The sequence below is a fragment of the Flavobacterium pectinovorum genome (assembly GCF_006438875.1).
In the GTDB taxonomy this organism is placed as follows: domain Bacteria; phylum Bacteroidota; class Bacteroidia; order Flavobacteriales; family Flavobacteriaceae; genus Flavobacterium; species Flavobacterium pectinovorum_A.
Genome location: NZ_RCZH01000030.1, coordinates 12,915 through 36,211, shown reverse-complemented (window position 1 = coordinate 36,211; position 23,297 = coordinate 12,915). Strand labels below are relative to the sequence as shown.

The 23,297-nt window shown below is 35.2% G+C and carries 16 protein-coding genes; 8 read left to right on the top strand and 8 right to left on the bottom strand.

The window, feature by feature from the left end; all coding sequences use genetic code 11:
• Positions 1-228: transposase (locus EAH81_RS26595; protein WP_140510948.1), on the bottom strand; the 228-nt coding region annotated here is incomplete at its 3' end.
• A 225-nt stretch (positions 229-453) separates the two neighbouring features.
• Between EAH81_RS26595 and EAH81_RS26590 the strand changes: the two genes are divergently transcribed.
• Complete coding sequence (locus tag EAH81_RS26590) at positions 454-1,767, top strand: site-specific integrase (protein ID WP_140512010.1); 1,314 nt, start codon at positions 454-456, stop codon at positions 1,765-1,767.
• A gap of 46 nt (positions 1,768-1,813) precedes the next feature.
• Here the strand turns inward: EAH81_RS26590 and EAH81_RS26585 are convergent, their stop codons facing one another.
• The 3 genes from EAH81_RS26585 to mobA form a co-directional block, all read right to left on the bottom strand.
• A complete protein-coding gene (locus EAH81_RS26585; RefSeq protein WP_241676664.1) occupies positions 1,814-2,131 on the bottom strand; it encodes a hypothetical protein in 318 nt (105 codons plus the stop codon).
• Entirely contained in the window at positions 2,118-2,390 is a 273-nt protein-coding gene (locus tag EAH81_RS26580; protein WP_140512009.1) for a DNA-binding protein, read from the bottom strand. The genes EAH81_RS26585 and EAH81_RS26580 overlap by 14 nt, the downstream gene beginning before the upstream one ends.
• A 277-nt stretch (positions 2,391-2,667) precedes the next feature.
• The gene (gene mobA, locus EAH81_RS26575) at positions 2,668-3,099 is read right to left on the bottom strand and encodes a conjugal transfer protein MobA (RefSeq protein WP_059116232.1); all 432 of its coding nucleotides are present in this window, start codon (positions 3,097-3,099) and stop codon (positions 2,668-2,670) included.
• Positions 3,100-4,481: 1,382 nt separating this feature from the next.
• Here mobA and EAH81_RS26570 point away from each other — a divergent pair.
• Both EAH81_RS26570 and EAH81_RS26565 read left to right on the top strand, forming a co-directional pair.
• Entirely contained in the window at positions 4,482-6,002 is a 1,521-nt protein-coding gene (locus EAH81_RS26570; protein ID WP_140512008.1) for a MauE/DoxX family redox-associated membrane protein, read from the top strand.
• 94 nt (positions 6,003-6,096) lie between these two features.
• Positions 6,097-6,366, top strand: a complete 270-nt coding sequence (locus EAH81_RS26565) for a hypothetical protein (protein WP_140512007.1) — start codon at positions 6,097-6,099, stop codon at positions 6,364-6,366.
• A gap of 53 nt (positions 6,367-6,419) precedes the next feature.
• Here EAH81_RS26565 and EAH81_RS26560 read toward each other — a convergent pair whose 3' ends face one another.
• Genes EAH81_RS26560 through EAH81_RS26550 form a run of 3 tightly spaced genes read right to left on the bottom strand, consistent with a single transcriptional unit; the run spans position 6,420 to position 13,455 of the window.
• Positions 6,420-9,023, bottom strand: a complete 2,604-nt coding sequence (locus EAH81_RS26560) for a prolyl oligopeptidase family serine peptidase (RefSeq protein ID WP_140512006.1) — start codon at positions 9,021-9,023, stop codon at positions 6,420-6,422.
• A 1-nt stretch (position 9,024) separates the two neighbouring features.
• A complete protein-coding gene (locus tag EAH81_RS26555) occupies positions 9,025-10,404 on the bottom strand; it encodes a RagB/SusD family nutrient uptake outer membrane protein (protein ID WP_140512005.1) in 1,380 nt (459 codons plus the stop codon).
• Between the two features lie 15 nt (positions 10,405-10,419).
• Positions 10,420-13,455, bottom strand: coding sequence for a SusC/RagA family TonB-linked outer membrane protein (locus EAH81_RS26550; RefSeq protein WP_140512004.1), 3,036 nt, complete (start codon positions 13,453-13,455; stop codon positions 10,420-10,422).
• A 682-nt stretch (positions 13,456-14,137) separates the two neighbouring features.
• On the opposite strand from EAH81_RS26550, the gene EAH81_RS26545 reads away from it, so the two are divergent.
• The 3 genes from EAH81_RS26545 to EAH81_RS26530 all read left to right on the top strand — a co-directional run bounded on the left by EAH81_RS26545 (position 14,138) and on the right by EAH81_RS26530 (position 16,683).
• The gene (locus tag EAH81_RS26545; protein ID WP_140512003.1) at positions 14,138-14,617 is read left to right on the top strand and encodes a helix-turn-helix domain-containing protein; all 480 of its coding nucleotides are present in this window, start codon (positions 14,138-14,140) and stop codon (positions 14,615-14,617) included.
• A 304-nt stretch (positions 14,618-14,921) separates the two neighbouring features.
• Positions 14,922-15,914 (top strand): SMODS domain-containing nucleotidyltransferase, encoded by a 993-nt coding sequence (locus EAH81_RS26535; protein WP_140512001.1) that lies wholly within the window; start codon positions 14,922-14,924, stop codon positions 15,912-15,914.
• A complete protein-coding gene (locus tag EAH81_RS26530) occupies positions 15,907-16,683 on the top strand; it encodes a hypothetical protein (protein ID WP_140512000.1) in 777 nt (258 codons plus the stop codon). Before EAH81_RS26535 ends, EAH81_RS26530 begins: the two co-directional genes overlap by 8 nt.
• Positions 16,684-16,916: 233 nt before the next feature.
• Here the strand turns inward: EAH81_RS26530 and EAH81_RS26525 are convergent, their stop codons facing one another.
• On the bottom strand, positions 16,917-17,162 hold the full coding sequence (locus EAH81_RS26525; protein ID WP_140511999.1) for a hypothetical protein: 246 nt from the start codon (positions 17,160-17,162) through the stop codon (positions 16,917-16,919).
• Between the two features lie 524 nt (positions 17,163-17,686).
• On the opposite strand from EAH81_RS26525, the gene EAH81_RS26520 reads away from it, so the two are divergent.
• Both EAH81_RS26520 and EAH81_RS26515 read left to right on the top strand, forming a co-directional pair.
• Positions 17,687-18,562, top strand: coding sequence for a hypothetical protein (locus tag EAH81_RS26520; RefSeq protein ID WP_140511998.1), 876 nt, complete (start codon positions 17,687-17,689; stop codon positions 18,560-18,562).
• Between the two features lie 83 nt (positions 18,563-18,645).
• On the top strand, positions 18,646-23,289 hold the full coding sequence (locus EAH81_RS26515) for a DUF3320 domain-containing protein (protein WP_140511997.1): 4,644 nt from the start codon (positions 18,646-18,648) through the stop codon (positions 23,287-23,289).
• Positions 23,290-23,297 lie beyond the last annotated feature (8 nt).

Here is a 23,297-nt window from a genome sequence, read left to right as displayed (position 1 = left end):
TTTGATATGTAAATACACCAACTTGCCTCTCAGAGGAAAGTCCTGAATTGTAATCTCATCTTGAAAACCCTTTGATACTAATTGAAGATTATTAAACTCTTCTGGAGGTTTAGAATTCTCTTCAAAATAGAGGTGTAATATTTCTTCGCTATTAGTAGATGAAACTACTTCAAAATGTTCTACTAAAAAATCAGGAAGCATAAACTTCAAAAGTTCTATAGGGGTCATATAAAATTCTTAGATTACAAAGTTCTTATTTTATTTTGACATTTCCTCCCCAGGTTTTGAGATTGATCCACAAAAACTTTGTGGCGCATTCGTGGCGCATTTTTAAAGTTCGAAGTTGCGCCACAAAATTTCATCTTAAGTCCCGATATCAAAGGGGTTAAGCACGTTTACATCTTGTTTAAATGAGGTTATAATTCTACATTTACTAATCTAATAAGTTGAATTATGCTAGAGAACAGCTTTGGGTTGATTTTCTTTTTGAAAGCACCCCGACACAATGAGAGTAACATTAGAAGCGTCTATTTCAGGATAACCGTTGACGGAATCCCGAAAGAAGCATCTACCAGACGCCAGTGGGACACTGAGCGCTGGAACAAGAAAACAGAAAGAGCAACAGGCACGAAAGAAGATGCCAAGTCGCTGAACTTTTTTCTGGATTCTCTCACGGCGAAAATCCATGAAGTCAAAGCCGAAATTATGTACACCGGAAAACCCATAACTTCGCAAAAGATTATGGATCATGTCATGGGAAGAATAACTCCCAGAGCAAGGGTGCTGGAAGAATTTCAAAAACACAATGATGAAATGAAAGCCCTGATTGGCAACGGATATACAGAAGCGACACTGGAGAGATTCAATATCACTAAAAATCACGTAACGGCTTTCATTAAATTTAGATACAATACTGGTGATTTTGAATTTGCTGATTTAAATTTTGAATTCATAAAAGACTTTGAATTCTATCTTCGTACCGTAAGGAAGTGCGCAAATAATACCACACTTAAATACATTTCCAATTTCAAGAAAATTGTAATACGAGCCATAGACAAAGAAATCATTATCAAAGATCCATTTAAGAATTTTAAAGGAAAGAAAACTAAAATTGTAAAGAAGCCTATATCTGCAAAAGAATTAGCTGAACTGGAAAAACACGAATTTTCAACGGAAAGACTCAATACCGTGCGTGATATTTTTGTTTTCCAGTGCTACACGGGACTTGCTTACATTGATGCTTTTCAGCTCCAGAAAGCTGACATAAAGGATGGTGTTGACGGAAATCAGTGGATTTTATCTGAAAGACAGAAAACAAATTCTACGGCAAGAATCCCGCTTCTTCCAAAAGCGATCGAAATTCTTGAGAAATATAAAGACCATCCGCTCTGTCTTAAGCGCGGAACTGTACTGCCGGTTTCTTCTAATCAGAAAATGAATGAATACCTTAAAGAAATTGCTACATTATGCGGTTTCCCATTTACCCTGAACACACACATGGCTCGAAGGACATTTGGAAGCACAGTAACATTAAACAATAACGTCCCAATTAATGTAGTAAAGGAAATGCTCGGACATTCATCAGTTAAACAGACAGAATCGTACGCAATCACGGAACAAGCTACAATAGGCCGGGAAATGACACTGCTGAATAAAAAATTAAATCCTGAGAAAATTGAAATTGCACAGGAAGATCTTACTACACTGAGCAGACTGGAGAAAGAAATAGAAATAATTAGAGAGAAATATAATATTTCATCCTCTTAGATTATAATCTCCAAAATAATTTAATACAAAAAAGAAAGAGGTTATCTCATAATTGAGATAACCTCTCTTGATATAATTCAACTTCACTTCTATAACCAGGATGATAAGAAGGCATATATTTAATATAGCCCAAATCCTGAAGCTGTTTAAAATATTTATGATAAGTGGGAAGTGTACTAATATGCGACAATAACATGAGCTTACGGCGGCTGACTTTAATTCTCTGCCTCTCTCCCTGCCTATAGCCCAAAGTTAAAATAGCATTTAAAATAGCCAAATGCCATACGTTGAGCTGCTGATCTTCCATATAAATAGATAAGCAATCTATGACTTGGTGTTCGGTTATATTATTAATTTGATTCATCTTTGAAAAGTTTTAGCAGATCTTCCTTATTGTAGTAGTACGAGCCGAGAACCTTTTTAAATCGGACTTTCTGTGTCATTCTTAGATTTTGAACCGAACCTGCAGAAATATCAAGCAGCTTTCTGACAGCTTTACTTTTTATCCATTCAGACTGTGACGATTGGTTTTTTTCATTATTCTCTTGAATTATAGTTCGCATGCTATCCAATAATAACAAACCAAACTGTCGTAAATCTTCTTTAGTTAAAATTTCTCCCATAACACTATATATCGTTTTGATTTCCTCTTTTTATGTAATAATAACTTTATCAGCCAATTGATATAGCTAAAATAATGTAGTAAGAAACAATTAATCTATCCAGTATCCTGAATGGACTTTTTTGGCTTCTATTGGCTGTTACGTTTTACTTTAATTGACTATCCCTTTGTTACAACGCCAAAATAGAATTCAAACTATGATATTACATTTGCTTTTTCTTTTCGATGAAATATAATAACTGCATTTGGCATAATTAAAACAACAAACATTCGAAGTTCTATTTTTTGAGATAGTTTATTTCAAATTCTTGTGTGAGCTCTATAATCTTTTTCGACAAAACAGCTAATTCGATTGTCTGCTTTTCCAATTTGTAAAGGTGTGCAGAAGCTTGTTTTTCGGAAAAATTACGGTAGAAAATCTTCACTAGCTGATTGTAATTTACACCAACAGCCCTAAACTGACCATATAAAGTAGTCAGGCGCATATAGTAATCCATCGCTGCTTTATCAATCTTAACTGTTTTAATCACTTTTTGAAAAACACACACTTTAATAAAGTGCGCCATTACATGCATACCTGATGTTTCAAAAAGAGTTAGAAAGCGGGCATTTTCTACTTCATTAAGACTGATGGAATAACGGTGGATCGCAGGATCTTTTTTAGGGTGTCTTCCTCCTTTATGGGGATTCCTTTTTTCTTGAATTTCCATGACTCTAATTTCTAATAATTATTTAATACCGAATATATTCTATAATCATTATCAATACTGAAATGTGGAAGTATTTTGCGGTATTTGGCATATTATTTCTTTATACAGATGTTATCTGCGGTCAAGTAAATACACAACATAATACACCAGAATTCACACTATCCCTAGATTAATACTGCGTATAAAATTCAATTATACATTAGAGTCTTTTTACCTGATATTTTCCTTAAAAAAAATAAAAAAAGAAAACAAAGTTACGACGGGCTTTCAGTCTGGCAAAAAGACTTCGGCATAATGCCTTGCTCGTAACTCACAAGACACCCTTCGGGACTTATTCCGATTCCTTTTGGCCTGTCTGTATCCCGTCCTTTTGAGATTGCTTTCTTTTTCTTTTTTCCTTTTTTCTGTTTCTTTTGGAAAAATATCTTTTTTTTTATTGGTAATACTGCACTGCCTGAGCACGTGCTGACCTATATGAATACCTGCATGCTTGATTGCGTGACTGCGTGCAGGCTTGCAGGCAGGAATGAAACCCTGCATACATGCATACATGCACACTTAGATACATGATTGAGTAGATACCTGCACACTTGAATACTAGAATACTTGAATGCCTGCACGCTTGAATGCCTGAATGCAAGAATTATTCAAGACCTGTCTACCTGCATACCTAAATAATTTTATAAGTCCATTATAACCATATCTCAGCCAGCTTTATTAAAATCTTACTTTTATTCATACAGTACTTATAGTTCTCAAATAAAGTACATATAACCTAATATAATAAAAAAGGGCATTAAGCCCTTTTAGATAAAACCATTCCTTAAAAAGTTGTCACCAGACAACGGCAAGTTGTGTTTTGAGATGCTTGAAATGAATTCCGCATCTCAAAACCACTTGCCCTGCCGGGGGCTGAAAAACGCCTCCGAAGTCTGCGTTTTAATTAAATATTACAAATTTTTTCAGTATTCAGCTTTTCTACTCTATAAGTTCACTTATTTACTTACATATTAAATTTGAATGTACTTCCAGATTCTCAATACTCTCAATATCTGATATTCACTAAAGTTATTCAGAGCCTCTAATATTATAACCAAATACCTTTTTTTGGCAATTAGTCCGGAATCAACTAGTCTTTTATTTACGATTGGATATTTGAGAAGTGTAAAATGGATCGTTTTTGATAATAATCATTCAGTGGAATTCATATAATTTAGCACTCACAAACGGTGGTAAATTGAAAATCATTAACGAAACGACTTTATTAAATTAGTGATTTGGTATAACTTTTATCCGTTTTCGACATATGATCGTCCTGATTTAACATGAGTTAATCACTTATTTCATAGAACTTTGTATTACAAACTTTCAATTAAGTCACAATGAAATTTAGCCAACATCATAGTTATATTTTTACAGAAGTAATTTCATTTCTATATGTTATGCTATTTGTATACGCCGCAGTAAGTAAATTATTGGATTTTGAAAATTTTCAGGTTCAACTAGGACAGTCACCGCTGGTTAGTTCATTTGCAGGAATTGTATCATGGGCAGTACCTGTAATAGAACTGCTGATTGCTGGATTAATGATATTTTCTTCAACACGATTCTTGGCGCTGTGGGCTGCATTCAGTTTAATGATAATGTTTACCGCATACATTATCATTATTTTAAATTACAGTCCATTTGTTCCATGTTCCTGTGGAGGAATTTTAGAAAAAATGGGATGGAAGGAGCACTTGATTTTTAATATTGTTTTCATGATCCTGGCCGCAGCAGGTATTCTGATACTGGCCGGTATGGTGCCAAAAGTGCATCTTATTTCAAAACCTGCTGCACTGGCCAGTGCCTTTTCTGTAACACTATTTCTCAGCGTTGGTATCGTTGCTTTACTGTTTGTGCTGTCAGAAGATATGATCCATCATCGCAATAATTTTGTGCGGAGATTTCCCAAACACCCAACTACTGGCAAAAAAACAATCCTGCTTCCAAATGCAGCATATTATATTGCCGGTTTTGACAGAGACCAGGTCTATTTGGGCAATCGGGCTGAACCGCTGGCAGTGACTATTTTTGACACAAGTCTTGTTGAAAAAAAGACAATTCACATTGATCTTCCGAAATATAATTTTTCTTATACCGTGCCGCGTCTTGCTGTAAAGTCTCCCTATTTTTATTTTAGCGACGGGAACGTGCCCTGCATTTTTATTGGAAATACTGTCTCTTGGAAAGCAGAACTTAAAATGTATCGGAAAGCATATTTTTCTATTTTAAAGCCAATTGATAATAAAACAGCAGTTATCCGAGCCATAGATTCTAAAACAAAAAACAATACGCTTGGGCTCTTTGCTTTTAATAGCAATATAGCATTAAAGCTTAATGGATGCCTGCTGCAGAAACAGGTAGACGGTGTATTTGACACCGACGGATCATTGCTTTACAATTCCCAGCTGGATAAAGTAATTTACACTTATGCCTATCGCAATGAATTCCTGATAATTGATTCTAAGCTTGGCCGCCATACTTCCGGACATACCATTGACACGACTTCCCATGCACAGGTTGCGGTTGCCAGCATTAAGTCAAAAAACATCAAGACTCTGGCCAGACAGCCTAAACTGGTGAATAAACTGACTGCGTCTTTTGGCAATTATCTTTTTGTCAACGCCGCTCTCATTGGAAAATACGAACCTGAAATTATGTGGAAACAGGCTTCGATAATAGATGTATATAATCTAAAGGAAAACACCTATGCGTTTAGTTTCTATGTATACAATATAGAAGGACGAACAATGGATGAATTTGTGGTTTTAAACGACAGAATTGTTTCACTCAATGGAAGACATCTCACAATTGAAAAATTAAAAACCAATTATTACAAGCCTTTTTACCCATCAAGATAATATCAGCATTTATGCCTATAAAATACACTGTACAGTCCAGGGGAAGGTCGAAAACCTGAAAAAGAGTAGACCGTTAACATTAAATTTTAATATTATGAATAGTAAAGTTTTAAGACCAGCGCTTTCAATATCAGCAATCGCATTTGCTGTATTTGGAGCCTTTGCATTTTCAGCTGTTCCTGAAAAAGGAAAGATGATAAATGTTTATGGGCATAACCCTTTAGAGGATTGTGATGTTACAACCGTACAATGTAGCACCATACAAAATCCTAATGTTTGTAGAGTTAGTTCTGGAGGACAGCAATTGTTCAATATGAGCAGTCCGACTGAATGTAACGTCGAATTATACAGAAAAATCAATTAACTAATTTTAAAAAAGCAGGAGGTTTTTAATCTCCTGCTTTAGTAATTATAGATTTAAGGGATGCCGTTTGTAAGTGTGTCCTTTTTTTCTTTCAGATAATAATCAAACCAGTTTTTGGTTTTTATTGTCAGGTCTTTTTGCAGTTCAGGGTTGGCAATTGTATGCGCCTCATTCTCATAAAGAATAAAAATATTCCTTTTTCCAAGTCTTCGAAGTGCCATATGAAATTCGGCAGACTGTGTCCAGAAAATAGTCGGATCTTTTTTCCCAGCCCAGCTCAGAAGTGGTGTTGTGCAATTTGCCGCATTGGGAAATGGCGAGTCCTTCTCATAAGCTTTCCAATTATCAAAAGGTGAAAATGGCATGCGTCCCTGCTGCGATTCAAACCGCCATGCATTTGAACGCGGTATGCCAGCTGAATGCACAAAATAGCTACTTATAGTGTTCATAAGTCCCGAACCGCAGACGGCTGCAGCAAAGACATCGGTCTGGGTAATGATAAACGAAGTCTCATAACCTCCAAAGGAATGGCCTATAATTCCAATATGATTTTCCTGAACAATTCCCATCTGTTTTACAATGTCCACCGCACTAAGCACACAATTAAGGGCAGACCTTCCGGGCTCTCCCAATTTATAATGTATATCCGGCAACAGCACCAGATAACCATCCAGAAAATAATTAGACGGCGTGAAACCCATCGGCCCATATTCTGTCGGTATAAGATAATTATTAATTTCCTGGGACTGTTTTTCATATACATGGACAACCATCGGATATTTCTTTCCGTTTATATACCCTGCAGGTTTGTATAGAATCCCCTGAAGATTATTACCGTTTTGATCATCGTAAGTGATCATCTCAGCTGTTCCCCATTTGAATTTAGAGGCATGAGGATTGGATTGGAAGAGCAGTCTGCTTTTCTGTTTTTCTGAAACGGCCATTAATTTTGGGGAATTGAAAGCTGACTGCTGTATGTAAATGTACTGGTCAGTATTCTTTGCTTTTTGCATCCTGCTGCTTCCGCAGTTCCCAAATTCCAATTTTTGTAAAGTGCCATTAGAAGTCCATTTATAATATCCGCTTGATCCATCTTTACCAACTGCCTGTAAAACCAAACCAGACGATAAGTCAAATTTTCTGATCAGAAATTCATCCTCGCTTGGCTTTTTGATAACGGGATATAGATCGAGACAGATTCTATATGTAATCTTATGTTTTCTTCCATTGGTAATCCTTCTCGCTTGTCTTGAACTGACATCAATAATCCAGATATCATACTGATCATAAGATATAAAATATTTCTCATCAGATGACCAGCCTGGACTACCATAAGGAGACGGTGACCCCGCATCGTTTTGAATGCTGTCAATCATAGAGACTTGAAGATCCGCTGTGAGATTAAGGTGCTTCTTTTCATCAATATCGTACGCCTGCCAGTTCCCATTTCGGAAATAATGTATAAAATTTCCTTTGGGAGAGCCGCCTATCACTCCTACTGCTGTTGACTGCTTCTCTAATATCAAATGCTCATTACCTGTTTTAGTATCTTTCAGATACATATCAGCTGGAGCGTAATACTCATATTGCGGTTCATATTTCAACAAATTGTAACACAACGCATTTTTTCGATCAGCAGTAAGTATTGTTTTCGGATTCTCGATTGTTCCGATTTTCAAAATCTCACCGCTTGCAGGTGTCCATACAGCAGTTTTTGGCAATCGATTTGGATCTCCATACATTTTGTTCTGAGTATATTCCAGCGCTGTAGCAGAATCCCAAATTTCATAAGCTTTAGCTTTTTGCTCCTGCTCAGGGCTGATATAATTGAAAAACACACTTTTTCCATCTTCTGAAAACCTCAGCGCAGAACTACCACCATATGTTGTTATATTTTCCATCGATAATATCTCAGTTGTCCTGCTGTCAAGAACAGCATTAGTCCCTAATGCCACATCATGATAAAATATACTGTAATTTTTAGCAGTTTTCGGCTGGTCTTTAATCTCCTGAAGAAAAGAAAGAAATCTACCATTGCTGCTCCAGAATAGCTTTTTTAATCCTGCATCCTCATCCTGTGCAATGGTCTTTTGGGCAAATCCAAGTTTTGGTTTTAAAAGTCGCACTTCATAACCGGTACTAACAGCCAAAATGCCGGAACTACTGATACTGAATTCTAGGACATCATTGAAAATATATTTTTCACGCGTGGACAATGCAATTATCGTCAAATAATCTGATGAATCATTTTTACTTAATACAGCTAAGAAATTTTCTTTACTATTGAATTCGTGGCGAATTGCATCTTTTAAATACATTGTGTTACCAGTTGCAAGGTCATTCAAAGCTAATCCTTTTTCCGGATCTGAAAATGTGAGCCACCTGCCATCACTGCTAAAACGCACATCAGCGCATTTAGGATAAACCAGTTGCTTACCAGATTTAATCTTCTGAACAAATAATGTATCTACGCCGTAATCATAGTGCAGATTATAAGAAAACCATCTGCCGTCTGGAGATATTGTCTCTGCTTGTATGGAGCTCCATTTTGCATAGTCAGCAACTGTTACCTCCCGCTTTTGCTTTTGTCCATAGAGTGTTACCCACATAACTAGCAGCGGTACCCAATATGCAATTTTGAAGAAAAACGCCCGCATTTTAGTAGCCAGAATTTTGTGGCAGCAGATTCTGATTTAACAGCAGTTCTGATTGCGGAAGAGGAAGTATCGTCTGTGTGTCTTCCCATCCCGGTTTTATTGGACTCAGCACAGCTGTTGCCTTTTCAGTACGTTTCAAATCGAACCAGCGGTGTCCCTGTTCTGTAAAAAGTTCATAACGCCGTTCTTTTGCGATTGCTTCCAATAATTCCATTTCTGTATCTGCGGATGTATCTGCCAGACCCGCGCGACGGCGAATTTTGTTCAAGTCCTCCTGAGCAATAGATATATTTGACAGATGGGCATTGGCTTCTGAACGAATCAGGTATTGTTCAGCTAATCGAAACAAAATAGTGTATTCCTGTGAAGAAGCGGTGCCTAAAGGTTGTTTGTATTTGTATGATGAATACCAAGAACCACTAGCATTTGAAACGGTGCGCACCCACTGAATACGACGCAGATCACCAGATTCAAAACTGGCTGTAAATAAAGCAGACAGTGACGGTTTGGAAGGCGGTCCGCTTGAAAAGATAAATGTGCGTGCATCTTTAGTATTAAGCCCGGCTGTTCCCGGATGAAGTGCCCAGATTGTCGCAGTAGACTGGCGCAGAAATTCCTTTGAAATATCATCAAGCCATATGTACTTTGGATCATTAATTACAGCTGTCGCCTTGGCCGCCGCATTGACCCAGTCTTCACGATAAAGGTATATTCTTGCTAGAAAAGCTGAGGCAGCTGCTTTGTTTACTCTGACTCTTTCTTGGGAAGGATATTCAACAGTTAATAATTTTTCAGCTTCAGTTACGTCATCTATAATATTGAGCCATACTTGTTCTTGGGGTGTTTTTAATACTGCTTTATTGGCATTGTAATCAGTAGTTGTAATGTATGGAACATCACCAAAGAGGTTTACCAGATAAAAATGAAGATATCCACGGATAAACAGTGCTTCACCCGATAATCTCGCCTTGTCATTCTCTGTTAATGACTTTGAATTCTGCAGTCCTTCCAGCATCAGATTCACGGCATAGATTTCACTGTAAGTGCTGTTCCATAATCCTGTTATTAAACTGTTTGATGGTGTAATTGTATGGTTATTGAACTGCATAATTTCGATACTTGAGCCTGTGTACTGCATTTCATCAGAGTAGTTTGATAAAAGACTCGACAGCCCGCTCAGCGTGCCTGCAACCATACTGTCTTCTCGAAGACGCGCATAAATGTCGGCCATAGCGGCATCAGCGGTTTTAACGTTTTCAAATACAGCAGGAGTTGTAAGCTGTGATTGAGGCGTATCTACTTCGGTAAAGCCTTCGCAGGCTGTAAGACTGATAAATACAGCTCCAATGATTATTCTTATAGTATTAAATCTTGTTTTCATGTGATGATGATTAAATTAAAAGCCAAGCTGAATACCCATTGTAAACTGTCGCAATGGTGGAAGTGCAGAAGCCGACTGGTTTTCAGGATCAGCTCCACGAAAATCAGTGATAGTTAATAAGTTTTGCCCCTGCAGGTATACCTTTCCTGTAAAGGTCTTTGACCATGCTGATGGTATTGCATACGTAAGTGACACATTCTTGAGTCTTACAAAAGATGCATCACTATATGCTGCATTGCTGTCAATCAGATTGTAATGGGCTTCTAGTAATGTGCCATTCTGGCCAGTAGTGTACTGTTGCGATATTGCATTGATTCCATCTTGGGGGAAGTGATTTCCCATTTCAACAGGCTGATTTACAAATGAGCCGGGTAAGGCTGACGTGTACAGGTAATTCCTTCCGGTCTGCTTTACAAACTGGAATAAAAAATCGAGTGACCAATTTTTATATGTCAGCTGATTATTTAGGCCCCCATAGTATTTTGGAGAAGTATCGACGATTGTCTGACGATCGTCTTGATAGGTTATCTGCCCGTCGCCGTTGAAATCCTCAAAAGTATAGGCACCAGTTTGAGGATCAATACCTATATAATTGAAAACTTTCTTGATAAAAAGTGATTCACCAACTACGAGCTGGTTAGCATAAGTAGAACTTTCAATCCCTGGAAAAGAAACAAGTTTGTTTTTTGGCACTGTAAGGTTTACTGTACTTGTCAAGGAGAAATTCCTGCCTTTCAAATTGGTGGTACGAAGTTCCAGCTCCAACCCGATATTTTCTACAGTCGCATCAAAATTAGATTGGATAAAAGAAAAACCTGTCGTCCCGGGAAGCGGCACCCCGACCAATTGATTGGATGAGCGATTTCGGAACCAAGCAGCAGAAAGGAAGATATTATCCTTTAAGAATCCGAGTTCCAATGCGAGTTCGAATTTTTTATTTGTTTCCCAGCCAAAATCAGGATTATAAAGACGCGAAGGTAAAAGACCTACAGTCCCATCATACAAATAAGGAGAAACCTGATAGGTATCTAGATACTGGTAATCTCCAATCTGGTCATTGCCGGTAATGCCATAACTCCCGCGCAGCTTGCCAAAGCTAAGTATGGAATTGTGCTGTTTGAATATATTTTCATTAGAAAACAACCAAGCTGCTCCAAGAGCGCCAAAATTGGCGAAACGATTATCGGGTCCAAAACGGCTTGAACCATCACGACGCCCCGTAAGGTTCACGATGTATTTTTTGTACCAGTTGATGTTGATTCTCCCAAATAATGCATTATAATTATATTGGGTGACTTCATGATTCAGCACAGTCACCGTATTAGCAGCCGCCAAACTATTAATCAGGGCATCACTTGCAAATCCAAAGGCAGATTGTGCCAGTTTCATCGTTTTTTGGCTCTGGAATGTTGTACCTACCAAGAAATTTAGGTCTATGTCTCTCAATTCTTTTTGATAGCTTAACTGTGGTTCGAAAATATATGATCTCCCAGTACCTGTAGACACAAATAGAGTTGATTCATGTTCACTCGTATCATAGGGGCTGTAAATACTTAGCGGGCTGGTTACGTTTTGGGACAGCCTGGTATCGTTATATCCTATGCTGGTCTTAGCCTGAAGACCCTGAAGCAGATTATAAGACAATACTACATTTGCAATGAGGTTTTGGTTTGTGGTAAGATATGTTCCATTGAGAAATGACAATGGATTGATAAATGTGCCGTTTTCCCAATTCAGACTGCCATCACTGTTATAAAGATCCGGTGCGTTTGGAGCCAGAGTATAAGCACGCGAGGTTAAATCCCTGCCCGGCAGGGCATTTTTATCGCCGGAATAAGCGGCCGAAAAATTAAGCCTGAAGCGCTTATCATCGGACTGGTGTGAAATGTTGCTGTTTATTGAGCCCTTTCCATAGTGAAAATCTCCTGGAAATACTGTTGTTTCTTTATGATAAGTTCCGCTTAACAGGAATTGTGTGTTTTTATTACCGCCTGAAATGGATGTTTGAATACTTTGAATATAAGCCGTGCCTCCGATTAATTCCTTCTGCCAGTCGGTATTGCGATTTTGATCCCAAGTGCCGTTAATATCGTAAGCCCCTTCAGGATATTCAGTAATACCATCATTAGCAAAAGCTTCTGCGCGCATCGACAGATACTGGTTGGTCTGCATTAAATCCATTTTTCTTGCCACTTTGCCGACAGTCGTAAATGCATTTAAATTAAAACGAGTTTCTCCCAATCTTCCTTTTTTTGTTGTGATCAATACCACACCATTTGCCCCACGAGAACCGTAAATTGCTGTTGCATCTGCATCTTTCAGTACCTCGATGCTTTCTATGTCGGATACATTTAAATTATTCAGCGGATTTGTAACACCGGAAATAGCGGATGCAGAAACGGTCAGATCTCCCAACGACTGTGATGAATATGGAACTCCGTTTACAATATACAATGGATCATTGCCGTCTCCGCGAATACTGTTAAGACCGCGGATCTGAATGTTAAATCCGCCGCCCGGCACTCCTGTGTTTTGAGTGATGTTTACTCCTGCCATACGTCCCTGCATTGCCGCTAAAGGATTGTTGACAGGCTGTTTTTCAATATCCGTCGCTTTAATTTTGGCAATGCTCCCTGTGCGTTCACTATCCCTGACAGAATAATAACCTGTATTGACACGAACTTCCTTAAGAGTGGTAGAATCATACTGGAGCGAAATGTCAACTTTTTTCCTTCCCGCAAGAGGAACTAAAGCCGTTTTAAATCCGATGAATGAAACAACTAACGTATCATAAGGAGCAGCAGAAATGGAAAACTGTCCACTGTAATCAGATACTACAGTATTATTGAATTTGTTTTTTACCGTTATTGTAACACCCGGCAAGGGAGAACTTCCATCAGTTACAGTGCCCTCTATCTGATGTTGTTGTAATATTTTAAAAAAATGCCCTTTTGGCTTTGCGGCAAAAGAGGATAAGAAAGACATAGATAGCCAGATAAAAATTAGGCAATAAAGAGCTTTCCTATCCTTGTAAAATGAAAAATTATTCATAATATTGGATTGGTTAGTTAAACGTTGGTTTGATTGACTATGGTCCTCTATACTAGTTTGGTCGCTGACGTAGAGGGCCATTTTTTATTTTATTGCAGCTCTAATTGAGCTTTCAATTTAGATTTGAAGTTTAATTCATTGGCATAATTAGTTTTATAGTTTTAATGGTTTAAAATAAAAGGTCATAATTTTTCAGCCTGTCAATGTTGCAAAGTATAGAATCGATAGGGTAATAATCCGGCACTTCATTTGACTAATTCAAAAGTAATAACAGTAATGGGCCGGGTATAATAAATAATAAATTAACAGCTACATCATATTCAAACTTTTTATAGGTTAAACAATAAGGTCACGTTTCTTTAAAATTTGAGGAGACTGCTTTGAGAAGTTGAGTTATGACCAAAAAAAAGAGGCGTGGAACTCAGCTTATTGTTTCAAAGGTACTTGGCATACCCACCCACAAATAAGTGAGCCCACGCCGTAAGCGTGAGCAATCTACTTATTATCCTGTGGGTTTAAACTGCCAAGTTTTTTGAAACAGGATTCAAAGCGAAAGCTTCAAATGTTTTTATATGAAGAATCGCAAATTTATTTTAAAAATCAAATATAAACAAGTTTTTTATAACTACAAAATTTCATTTGAAAATATTTTTTGTCGTCAAATGAATTTGTCAATTTGAATATGGTTAGATATAAAAATGAAATTGTACTAAAAACTTTAGGTAAAAGACTTAAAGCTGAAAGACTAAAGGCGGAACTAGAGATTGAGGATTTAGCTGCACTGACGGGATTTAGCTATAATACTATTTATAATATTGAAAATGGATTTGAAACATACCTCTCTTATTTTATAGAGGTATGTTTTTCTCTGGGGGTTCATCCGAAGGAAATTATGGATATAGAATTAGATTTAAGCCCTAGATTTTCGTTACCTGCTTCTCGACTAGAAAAATCAAGATTGACAAATAGAATTAACACTTTAATAGAGTCTAGTTATTTTAAAATCGAAAGATCAGCAAGTGACGTTACTGAGAAGCTTAGAAATGATCACAATTTAGATTTTAAGTCAAAAAATGTTTCTGTTATATTAGTTAGGTTTGTTAAAAGCAACGTCCTAAATATAAGCAAAGTTGGAAATAGAAATTTTTATAGTACTAAATAGTAAGACTTTTAGAATAAAAAAAGATGCAGTTGCATCTTTTTTTTTGCTTTCAAATTTAAAAACAGGTATTTCTACGGTAGTCATTTCATTATTAAAGAATTATTTTGCAAATAAAAATGATATTGTTACGGAAAACCGTAAAGTAAGTTCCAAATGGTTCTATAAGTTTGGCAAAGTAAACACAATGCACAAAGCTAAACGAAATTAGATTTACTGAAGTTATACCAAAAAATCTCGCTTCTTTATTCCTAACCTCACAAAGCGCTAGAACTTTGACAGAAATTAACCCACAGAATCTAAAAATATGGCTAAAAATGTAAATCAAGCATTTGAAGAATTTAACAAAGATATTGTTAATCTTATTAAAGAAAACACTGACAATGCTCGAAGTAGCCGAGATTGGTTAATAACTCAACTCTTGAAATTTCCTGAAAATGTAGATAACTTCCCCAATGACTATCCCGAAAAACATTTGAAAATCGGCTCCTTCTCAAGGAATACGAAAATTAGACCACTAGATGATATAGATTTAATGTATTGTCTTGGTGCTGGTGATGCTTATTATAAAGTTGATACGTATGATAATAAAAAATATTATATTCAAACTGAAAATGCTGTTGATAATTTAAAGAATTTATCAAATGACGATAATACATTAAATTCCATCAAAGTAGTTAATAAACTTGTAAAAGCTTTAGAAACAGTTCCTCAATATGCAAATGCAGAAATTAATAGAAACCAAGAAGTTGCAGTACTAAATTTATCCTCATACTCTTGGAGTTACGATATTGTACCTTGCTTTTACACAGTAAATAATTTTTATCTGATGCCAGACGGAAGTGGAAATTGGAAAGCAACAAACCCAGAAAAAGACCAAGAAAATATTAGAAATACAAATATTAATAACGGTGGAAAAGTCTATCAATTAGTAAGAACATTGAAATATTGGAATGCCAACTTCACAAGTCCTAAATTAGGCTCTTATTTATTTGAAATTCTTATTATTAATTTCGTTAAATCAAAAAATACTCAAAATGAATATAACGATATTAATATAAAAGATTTCTTTTATTACTTATATTTAAACATCCGTTATGATGTTCAAGACCCAAAGGGAATTCAAGGTAATATAAACAATTTAACTGTAGAACAAAGAGACAAAATATCTAATAAAGCCAAAAGCTGTTATGATACAGCTGTGATTGCAATTGACTTTGAGATTGAAAAACAAAATCAACAAAAGGCAATTGAAAATTGGAAAATAATTTTTGGAGATAAATTCCCTTCCTATGAATGAATACTACAATCCATTACGCGAATCATTTAAATTAGCAAAGAAAATTGATTCAATAGCTTTTAAAATTTTGATTCTATCTGCTATACTAACATTACTCAATTTTATTTTTAACAAATACATTATTGGCCTAAAAGAATGGGCTGAAATTTTGAGCAATGCAAATACAGTTATAATAGTTTTGTTTGCAATTCTTAAATTTGCTGTAAGTTATATAATATTTCATACTTCATTTGACAAACGTTCTGACTTTGTTGATAACTCTTTTGGGACAAACTATTCTTCTAACAAATCAAACAAATATTATAATAATGATACTATTGAAAATGGAATTTTAAGAATGGGAGCAAATAGCTTCGAAAGTTGTTACTTCACATATAATTTAGCAATTAAAGAACTTAAAGATAAATGGGTTATAAATTTACTTGTAGCTATTATAGTTTTATCGCTCGCTGTGCAAGGATATAATACTATATTGGCAATGGTATTACAACTAACTTTGCCAATATACTTAATTTCTGATGCCGTTAATCACTCAATTTTTTGTCTGCGGGTTAAGAACATTTTAGACAGTTTTTGTAGACTTTACAATGATTTGAAAGAAGAAGAAATTACTACTAAAAAAGAGCCCGAAATTATTTTGACCGTACTTAATTACGAAACAACGTTATCTACTTTTAATCTATTGATAAGTGAATCATTATACAATAAGTACAATCCTCATTTATCAGAGCAATGGGAAAAATTAAAAGAACAATATAAATTAAAATAACTTCTGCCAACAAATGTTTTTTGGCTATTAAATGAAAAAATAATAATTCATTCTTGTAAGAAACATTATGATGATAAGTAATTTAAATTTTTATATATTTTCTTAATGGAGGTTAGTTCTTCATAGTTAGTGATTGTAGATTTCGAAGTAACCTTTTTCAATGCTTAAAAGAAATGCAATATATCAACCAGCAAAACCAAAATTTTGAAATCGCAAATAGCTTTCTAACAACATTAATTGATAATTTTTAAAAAACGAATAAATATGGCATTTACAGTAGATTCATTAGTAAGGATTTCAGCCGCATGAGGCGGACTAATTATTGATAGTAAAGGCTTCACAGTTGACAGTTTAGTAAGAATTGCCGCTGCAACAAAAGCAAAAGGAGCAAAACTTACTATTTTAAACATTTCTGGCTTAACTGTTGACTCTTTGGTTAGAATAGGCGCAGCTGGAGACGGAAATGTGATATTTGACACGACTAAATAAATGCCAGCCGCTAATACCTACTACAACAGATTTGGGTGATTGGCTTAATGGAAAGTTGGTTTTGTTTCTGGGATGATTTGGCAAACCCAAAAAATAGGCTTAATTTAAATCCAAACCCGCTGTAATAACAAAACGCTATTTGTAATTATGAATAAAACTCTTTAACAAATAATAAATTCAAGAGAAGATATTTCAGATTATCTTTTTCATTTTAGTAAAGGTAAAAACGCGTTAGAAACCTTAACTAAAATTTATAATGATCGTAAACTGACAGATGTAAATAAAAAAGGTGTAATATGGTCGTACATCCAAAATTCTTTTAATGCATAGTTCTTGAGTTTACTTTTTATATCTAAAGATATATTTACGGATTTCCGTATAATTGTTAATCATAAATATCTAAATTTTGCAATTAATTTCGAAATAAAAAAACTGAATTTATATCGTTCAAGTACTTTTAAACTTTAAATGATATTTGCTTAATAATTCCAATAAAGCACTAAAAGAAAGCGACATGATATTACAACAGAAAACACTTGAAAAATTGAGAGGTCTAATCAATGAGGAAACCGAATATAGAACAGGCCCAAAACTAGTTACGTTTTTCAATAATTTAGGTTTTAACGATTCTTATGGTGAAGGTTTTCCATCCAGATGGAAATTCACTGATGAAAAACTAAATAAAATTAATGGAACACCAGAATTGGATAAATGCATTATTCAACTCTTTGCTCCAGTAAATTTCATTGGAAACTTTAGCAGCCTTGATAAAATGATTGATGATTTTAATAAATTTCTTGTTTTTGATAGTTGGAAAGTAATACGCTATGGAGCTACTATAAGTTTTGGTAAAGCCGACAAAATAATTTTTGAAGAAACAAATTCAAAAGCAAATTCAGTAGAAGATGATTTTCTAAAAAAAGAATTCGATGAATTAGGATTAGATACATTGAATTTAGATGCTTCACTTACAGAAACTCTTACTCTCAGGATTTCAGAAATCAAAAAATGCCTGAGTGTAGAAGCTCCTCTTTCTGTTATATTTTTATGCGGAAGCACCTTGGAAGGATTATTAACTGGTTTAGCTAATAAAAATATTGGTCTTTACAACATGGCAATTAGTGCTCCCAAAAAAGATGGACGGGTAAAAAGTCATCATGAGTGGACACTGTCCAATTTAATAGATGTTTCTTGTGAAGTTGGATACATTAAAGAAGACGTTAAAAAATTCAGTCATTCTCTTAGAGATTTCCGCAATTATATACATCCTAACGAACAGGTGAGAAATCGTTTTAATCCAGATCATCATACCTCTACGATTTCTTGGCAGGTCCTTAAAGTTGCTATACATCAAATTAGTCAAAAAACAAATCGTACTCCCCTTTCCTAAATGTTTTAAAAGTTTAAAAACATTGTCTTTCTCTTTTTGTAGTGTTTTATTTAATAACTTAGGAAACTTAATTATCTTAATATATGTCTGAATCAATTCTACCTAAATTGGAAGCATCTCGTAAAGAACTTTTAGATCTAGGAATGCGTAATACATTACTTAACTATAAGACATCCAAAGTTAAAGGCTTACAAATTGTACAAGAACAATCTTCATCGATATATGATATCTTAGTCAGGCAGAATAAAGCTATGACTTTTTTAGGACGCCCAGGCAAAGATGAAGATGATGAATTATTTGAACTTCCGGAACTTACCGAACCGGAAATACAAGATGCTTATAATGATACCAGATTACAGACCAATGAAACAGAAGCCAAGCTTCAGACTAAAATACTAAATACTTATTATTTTGCTAGAACAAGCATTGAAGAGCAGGGTGTCAACATGTTATATCTTGCATTAGGAACGCTAAATTGGTATGAAAAAGGAAATACTGACGATACAAGAAAAGCACCATTAATTTTACTTCCCGTCGTGCTTGAGCGTTCCAGTGCAAATGAACGTTTTCGTTTAAGGTACAGTGGTACTGAAATCGGACCAAATCTATCATTGCAGGCAAAAATGCTGGTAGATTACAACATCACTATTCCTGATCTCCCGGAAGAAGAAGAACTAGATCTTAAAACATATTACAGTATTATAAAAGAACGGATCAGCCATATTGAAAATTGGAAAATTGAAGAGGATGCCATAGAATTAGGATTCTTTTCTTTTGGTAAATTTATGATTTATCATGATTTAGACAGTGAAAAATGGCCAGAAGATAAAAAACCATTCAACCATAGTATTTTAAAATCTTTATTTGATACTGGATTTAATGAACCTCAACCATCAATTGGTGAAGAACATCATCTTGATAATGATACGAATGCTGATGAGCTTATGCAAGTCGTAGATGCCGACAGTTCACAAGTTATTGCAATGCTTGCTGTACATGAAGGGCGCAACATGGTAATACAAGGCCCTCCAGGAACAGGAAAATCACAAACAATTACAAATCTTATAGCAAATGCTGTCGGAAATGGAAAAAAAGTGCTTTTTGTTGCTGAAAAAATGGCCGCATTAGAAGTTGTTAAACGACGATTAGACAGTGTTAACTTAGGAGAAGCATGCTTAGAATTACATAGCCACAAAGCAAACAAAAGAGAATTACATAATGAATTAAAACGAATACTTGATTTAGGCAGGCCAACAATGACTCGTTTAGAAGAAGAAATTAGATTTCTTCATCCTATGATAAACGAACTTAATCAATATTGTACTTCAGTAAATTCTGAAATTTCAAAAAGTGGTTACTCAGCACAAGAAGTGATGGGAAATTTACTAAAAATAACAACTCATAATAAAGATTATAAATTTCCTAAAATACACGTTGAAAATATTAGCATATGGGATTCTATAAAGATTAAAGAGGTTGAACAGCTGGCTGAAAAAATACAGGTAAGACTAGAAAAAATTGGACAACCTGAGAACTTGCTGTTTTATGGAACTGATCTAAAAATTTTCCTCCCAATAGATGAGGAAACCTCCAAAGAATTATTACAAATTGTAATTAAAGATACAAATGAGGTAATAACTCTTATTACTTCCATTTCAAATTATGTTGAAATTAATCCGTCAACAGAAATAGATGATGTTAAGCTATTATTAAAAACTATAAAAACTGCATCTGAGAATCCAGGCCTCACATCCATGAATTTAACCGATTCTGCTTGGCTCAATAATCAAGCTGATATTGCCGAATTATTAGAAACTGGAATTCGACTACAGGAGCTACATACACAATACGATAATTTAGTTATTCCAGAAGCTTGGGATTATGATCTGCTTGAAATCAGGCAAAATTTAATTGTACATGGCAGTAAGTGGTATAAATTTTTAATAGGAGATTATAAAAATAGTGTAAAAAAATTGTCGGCACTTCTCACAACTCCTATTCCTTCAGATTTAATCATAAAATTAGAGTATGTTAATGCTTTAATGGAAGGAAAGCGTCTTACAGCCTCTCTCCTATCTTTAGAACCTTTAGCGCAAAAACTATTTGATAGCAGATATCAAAAGAAACGAACAGATTGGGAAACTGTTAAAAAAGCAGTTCAATACCTACAAGGGGTACACCTCCTTATTCAGGATGACGTAATATCAAACACGTTTCTATCCTTTCTTAGCAAAAATCAGGAGTCTTCTGTTGCGACTGACTTTTTAATTAATTTAGAGAATGCTTTAGAAAAACAAAATATTTCATTAAAGTCACTTTTAGAAAAACTGGATTTAAAAGATAATCAAATACTAAATACAAGTTTGGCCAAACAGCAAGGCTTAATAAAAAAATGGTTCGAAAACCTACCTGAGATTTATCAGGCGGTATCTTGGAACGTAATGAAAGAAGAGATTGAAAGAAATGGAGCCGATTATTTGATTAGAGCAGTTTATAACTGGTCCGACGCTGCTTTGCATTTAAAAACAGCTGTACAAAAAACTTGGTATGAACATTTGATTGAGCAGGCAATGACTAATAGTGTAGAGCTTCGAAAATTTGAAAGATCAAGTCATGAGGAAGTCATTGAAAAATTTAAACGACTCGATGTACTTAATCAGTTCTATAATCGCGCCAAAGTTGCTCTTAAACATTGGGAAAGTTTACCAAAACAGGAAGGTGGCGGACAAATTAATGTACTTAAAAGCGAATTCAACCGCAAAGCCAGACATATGCCGATTAGGAAACTTATGCAGGAAGCAGGACTGGCAATTCAAGCAATTAAACCTGTTATAATGATGAGTCCAATGTCAATTGCAAATTTTCTCCCTCCAAATAGTATTGATTTCGATCTGGTTATTTTTGATGAAGCCAGCCAAGTACGTCCTGTTGATGCTTTGGGTGCTATTTTACGAGGAAGACAAGTAGTTGTTGTTGGGGATACAAAACAAATGCCTCCAACAAGTTTTTTTGACAAACTAAATACCGATATTGAAGATGAAGAAAACGTAACTGCTGATATGCAGAGCATCCTTGGAATGTGTGATGCTCAAGGTGCTCCTCAACGTATGCTGCGCTGGCATTATCGCAGTAGACATGAATCCTTAATTAATTTGTCAAACCAGGAGTTTTACGAAAATAAATTAATAATTTTTCCAAGTCCCGGATCTAAAAGCAAAATGGGTTTAGCATTTAATCACCTGCCAGATACTTATTATGACAAAGGTAAAACACGCACCAACCCTAAAGAAGCTGAAAAAGTTGCTGATGCTATTATTAACCATGCTCTAAATAATTCGAAGCTAAGTCTCGGCGTTGTTGCTTTTAGCACTGCGCAAATGCAGGCTATTCAAAATGCACTTGAAGTAAAAAGAAGAAAAAATCCTGAAGTTGAAAGTTTCTTTAGGAGCCACCCTACTGAACCTCTTTTTATCAAAAATCTTGAAAATGTTCAAGGAGATGAACGAGATGTCATTTTTATTAGTATTGGTTATGGAAGAACTGAAGACGGTAAAGTACCTATGAGTTTTGGACCTCTAAATAATGAAGGTGGTGAACGAAGACTAAATGTTTTAATTACAAGGGCAAAAAGCAGATGTGAAGTATTCACAAATATTACAGCCAGTGATATGAATCCTGGACCAAATGCAAAATTTGGTATTCGAGCATTAAAAAGTTTTCTTTATTATGCACAGCACGGGAAGTTTGAAAGCGACAAGGAAGAAATAATAACTAAACCCCAGCCATTTGAGGAAATTATTGCCCAAAGTCTTCGCGATAATGGTTATATCGTGAGAGAAAAAGTCGGCTCTGCAGGATTTTATATTGACTTGGCAATAGTGGATAACGATAATCCTGGAAGATATATTCTTGGAATATGCTGCGACGGAAAGTCTTATGAAACTGCAAAATCAGCTAGGGATCGAGATAGATTAAGAACTATAGTCCTTGAAGGCATGGGCTGGAAATTATTTAATGTATGGAGCACTGATTGGTTCCGCAATCCCCAAGGAGAGCTAAGACTTTTAATAGAAACTATAGAAAATGCTAAAAATCAAGTTGAACATAATGATGCACTTGAAGAAGAATTAATGGAAGATTTAAAAAATCTTGTCCGAGAAGAGCGTGAAGAAATTGATAATTCAATCCCCCGCTATATAAAAGCTTCTCTTCCTATTGAGGTTTGCCATCAAGAAATTCATACTTATTCCCTTGGAAAACTTGGAGCATGGATACATGAAGTCGTAAAAGTAGAAAGTCCTGTTCATTTTGAAGAAATGGCTCGTCGAATTGCAGATGCAAATGGCATTTCAAAAATAGGAAGCCGTGTCAGAGCATCTATTACAGATGCAGTAAATTATGCTATTAGAACTGGCTTAATTAAAAAGAAAGATGAATTTCTTTGGCATTTTGAAGATCATTTACCAATAATAAGAGATAGAAGTTTACTTAGTCCAAATTCAAAAAAATTAAGTCTTATTTCTGATGAAGAGATGAACTTGGCAATCATTAAAGTTGTTGAAAGTTCTATCGCTATTCAGCCAGATAATGCTGTTATCTTAATTGCGAAACTTTTCGGATTTGCAAGAGTTACAGAAGATATGCGCAACCATATATTAAAATCCATCAAAAAAGCAGTCAAATCTGAAATTGTAAAAAAAGATGGAGAGTTTTTAAAATTGTTATAACGATTAGT

Excerpts from the sequence above, each read along its gene's own strand:
- EAH81_RS26590 (WP_140512010.1), top strand. The coding sequence starts at position 454 with ATGCTAGAGAACAGCTTTGGGTTGATTTTCTTTTTGAAAGCACCCCGA.
- EAH81_RS26585 (WP_241676664.1), bottom strand. The coding sequence starts at position 2,131 with ATGAATCAAATTAATAATATAACCGAACACCAAGTCATAGATTGCTTA.
- EAH81_RS26580 (WP_140512009.1), bottom strand. The coding sequence starts at position 2,390 with ATGGGAGAAATTTTAACTAAAGAAGATTTACGACAGTTTGGTTTGTTA.
- mobA (WP_059116232.1), bottom strand. The coding sequence starts at position 3,099 with ATGGAAATTCAAGAAAAAAGGAATCCCCATAAAGGAGGAAGACACCCT.
- EAH81_RS26570 (WP_140512008.1), top strand. The coding sequence starts at position 4,482 with ATGAAATTTAGCCAACATCATAGTTATATTTTTACAGAAGTAATTTCA.
- EAH81_RS26565 (WP_140512007.1), top strand. The coding sequence starts at position 6,097 with ATGAATAGTAAAGTTTTAAGACCAGCGCTTTCAATATCAGCAATCGCA.
- EAH81_RS26560 (WP_140512006.1), bottom strand. The coding sequence starts at position 9,023 with ATGCGGGCGTTTTTCTTCAAAATTGCATATTGGGTACCGCTGCTAGTT.
- EAH81_RS26555 (WP_140512005.1), bottom strand. The coding sequence starts at position 10,404 with ATGAAAACAAGATTTAATACTATAAGAATAATCATTGGAGCTGTATTT.
- EAH81_RS26550 (WP_140512004.1), bottom strand. The coding sequence starts at position 13,455 with ATGAATAATTTTTCATTTTACAAGGATAGGAAAGCTCTTTATTGCCTA.
- EAH81_RS26545 (WP_140512003.1), top strand. The coding sequence starts at position 14,138 with ATGGTTAGATATAAAAATGAAATTGTACTAAAAACTTTAGGTAAAAGA.
- EAH81_RS26535 (WP_140512001.1), top strand. The coding sequence starts at position 14,922 with ATGGCTAAAAATGTAAATCAAGCATTTGAAGAATTTAACAAAGATATT.
- EAH81_RS26530 (WP_140512000.1), top strand. The coding sequence starts at position 15,907 with ATGAATGAATACTACAATCCATTACGCGAATCATTTAAATTAGCAAAG.
- EAH81_RS26520 (WP_140511998.1), top strand. The coding sequence starts at position 17,687 with ATGATATTACAACAGAAAACACTTGAAAAATTGAGAGGTCTAATCAAT.
- EAH81_RS26515 (WP_140511997.1), top strand. The coding sequence starts at position 18,646 with ATGTCTGAATCAATTCTACCTAAATTGGAAGCATCTCGTAAAGAACTT.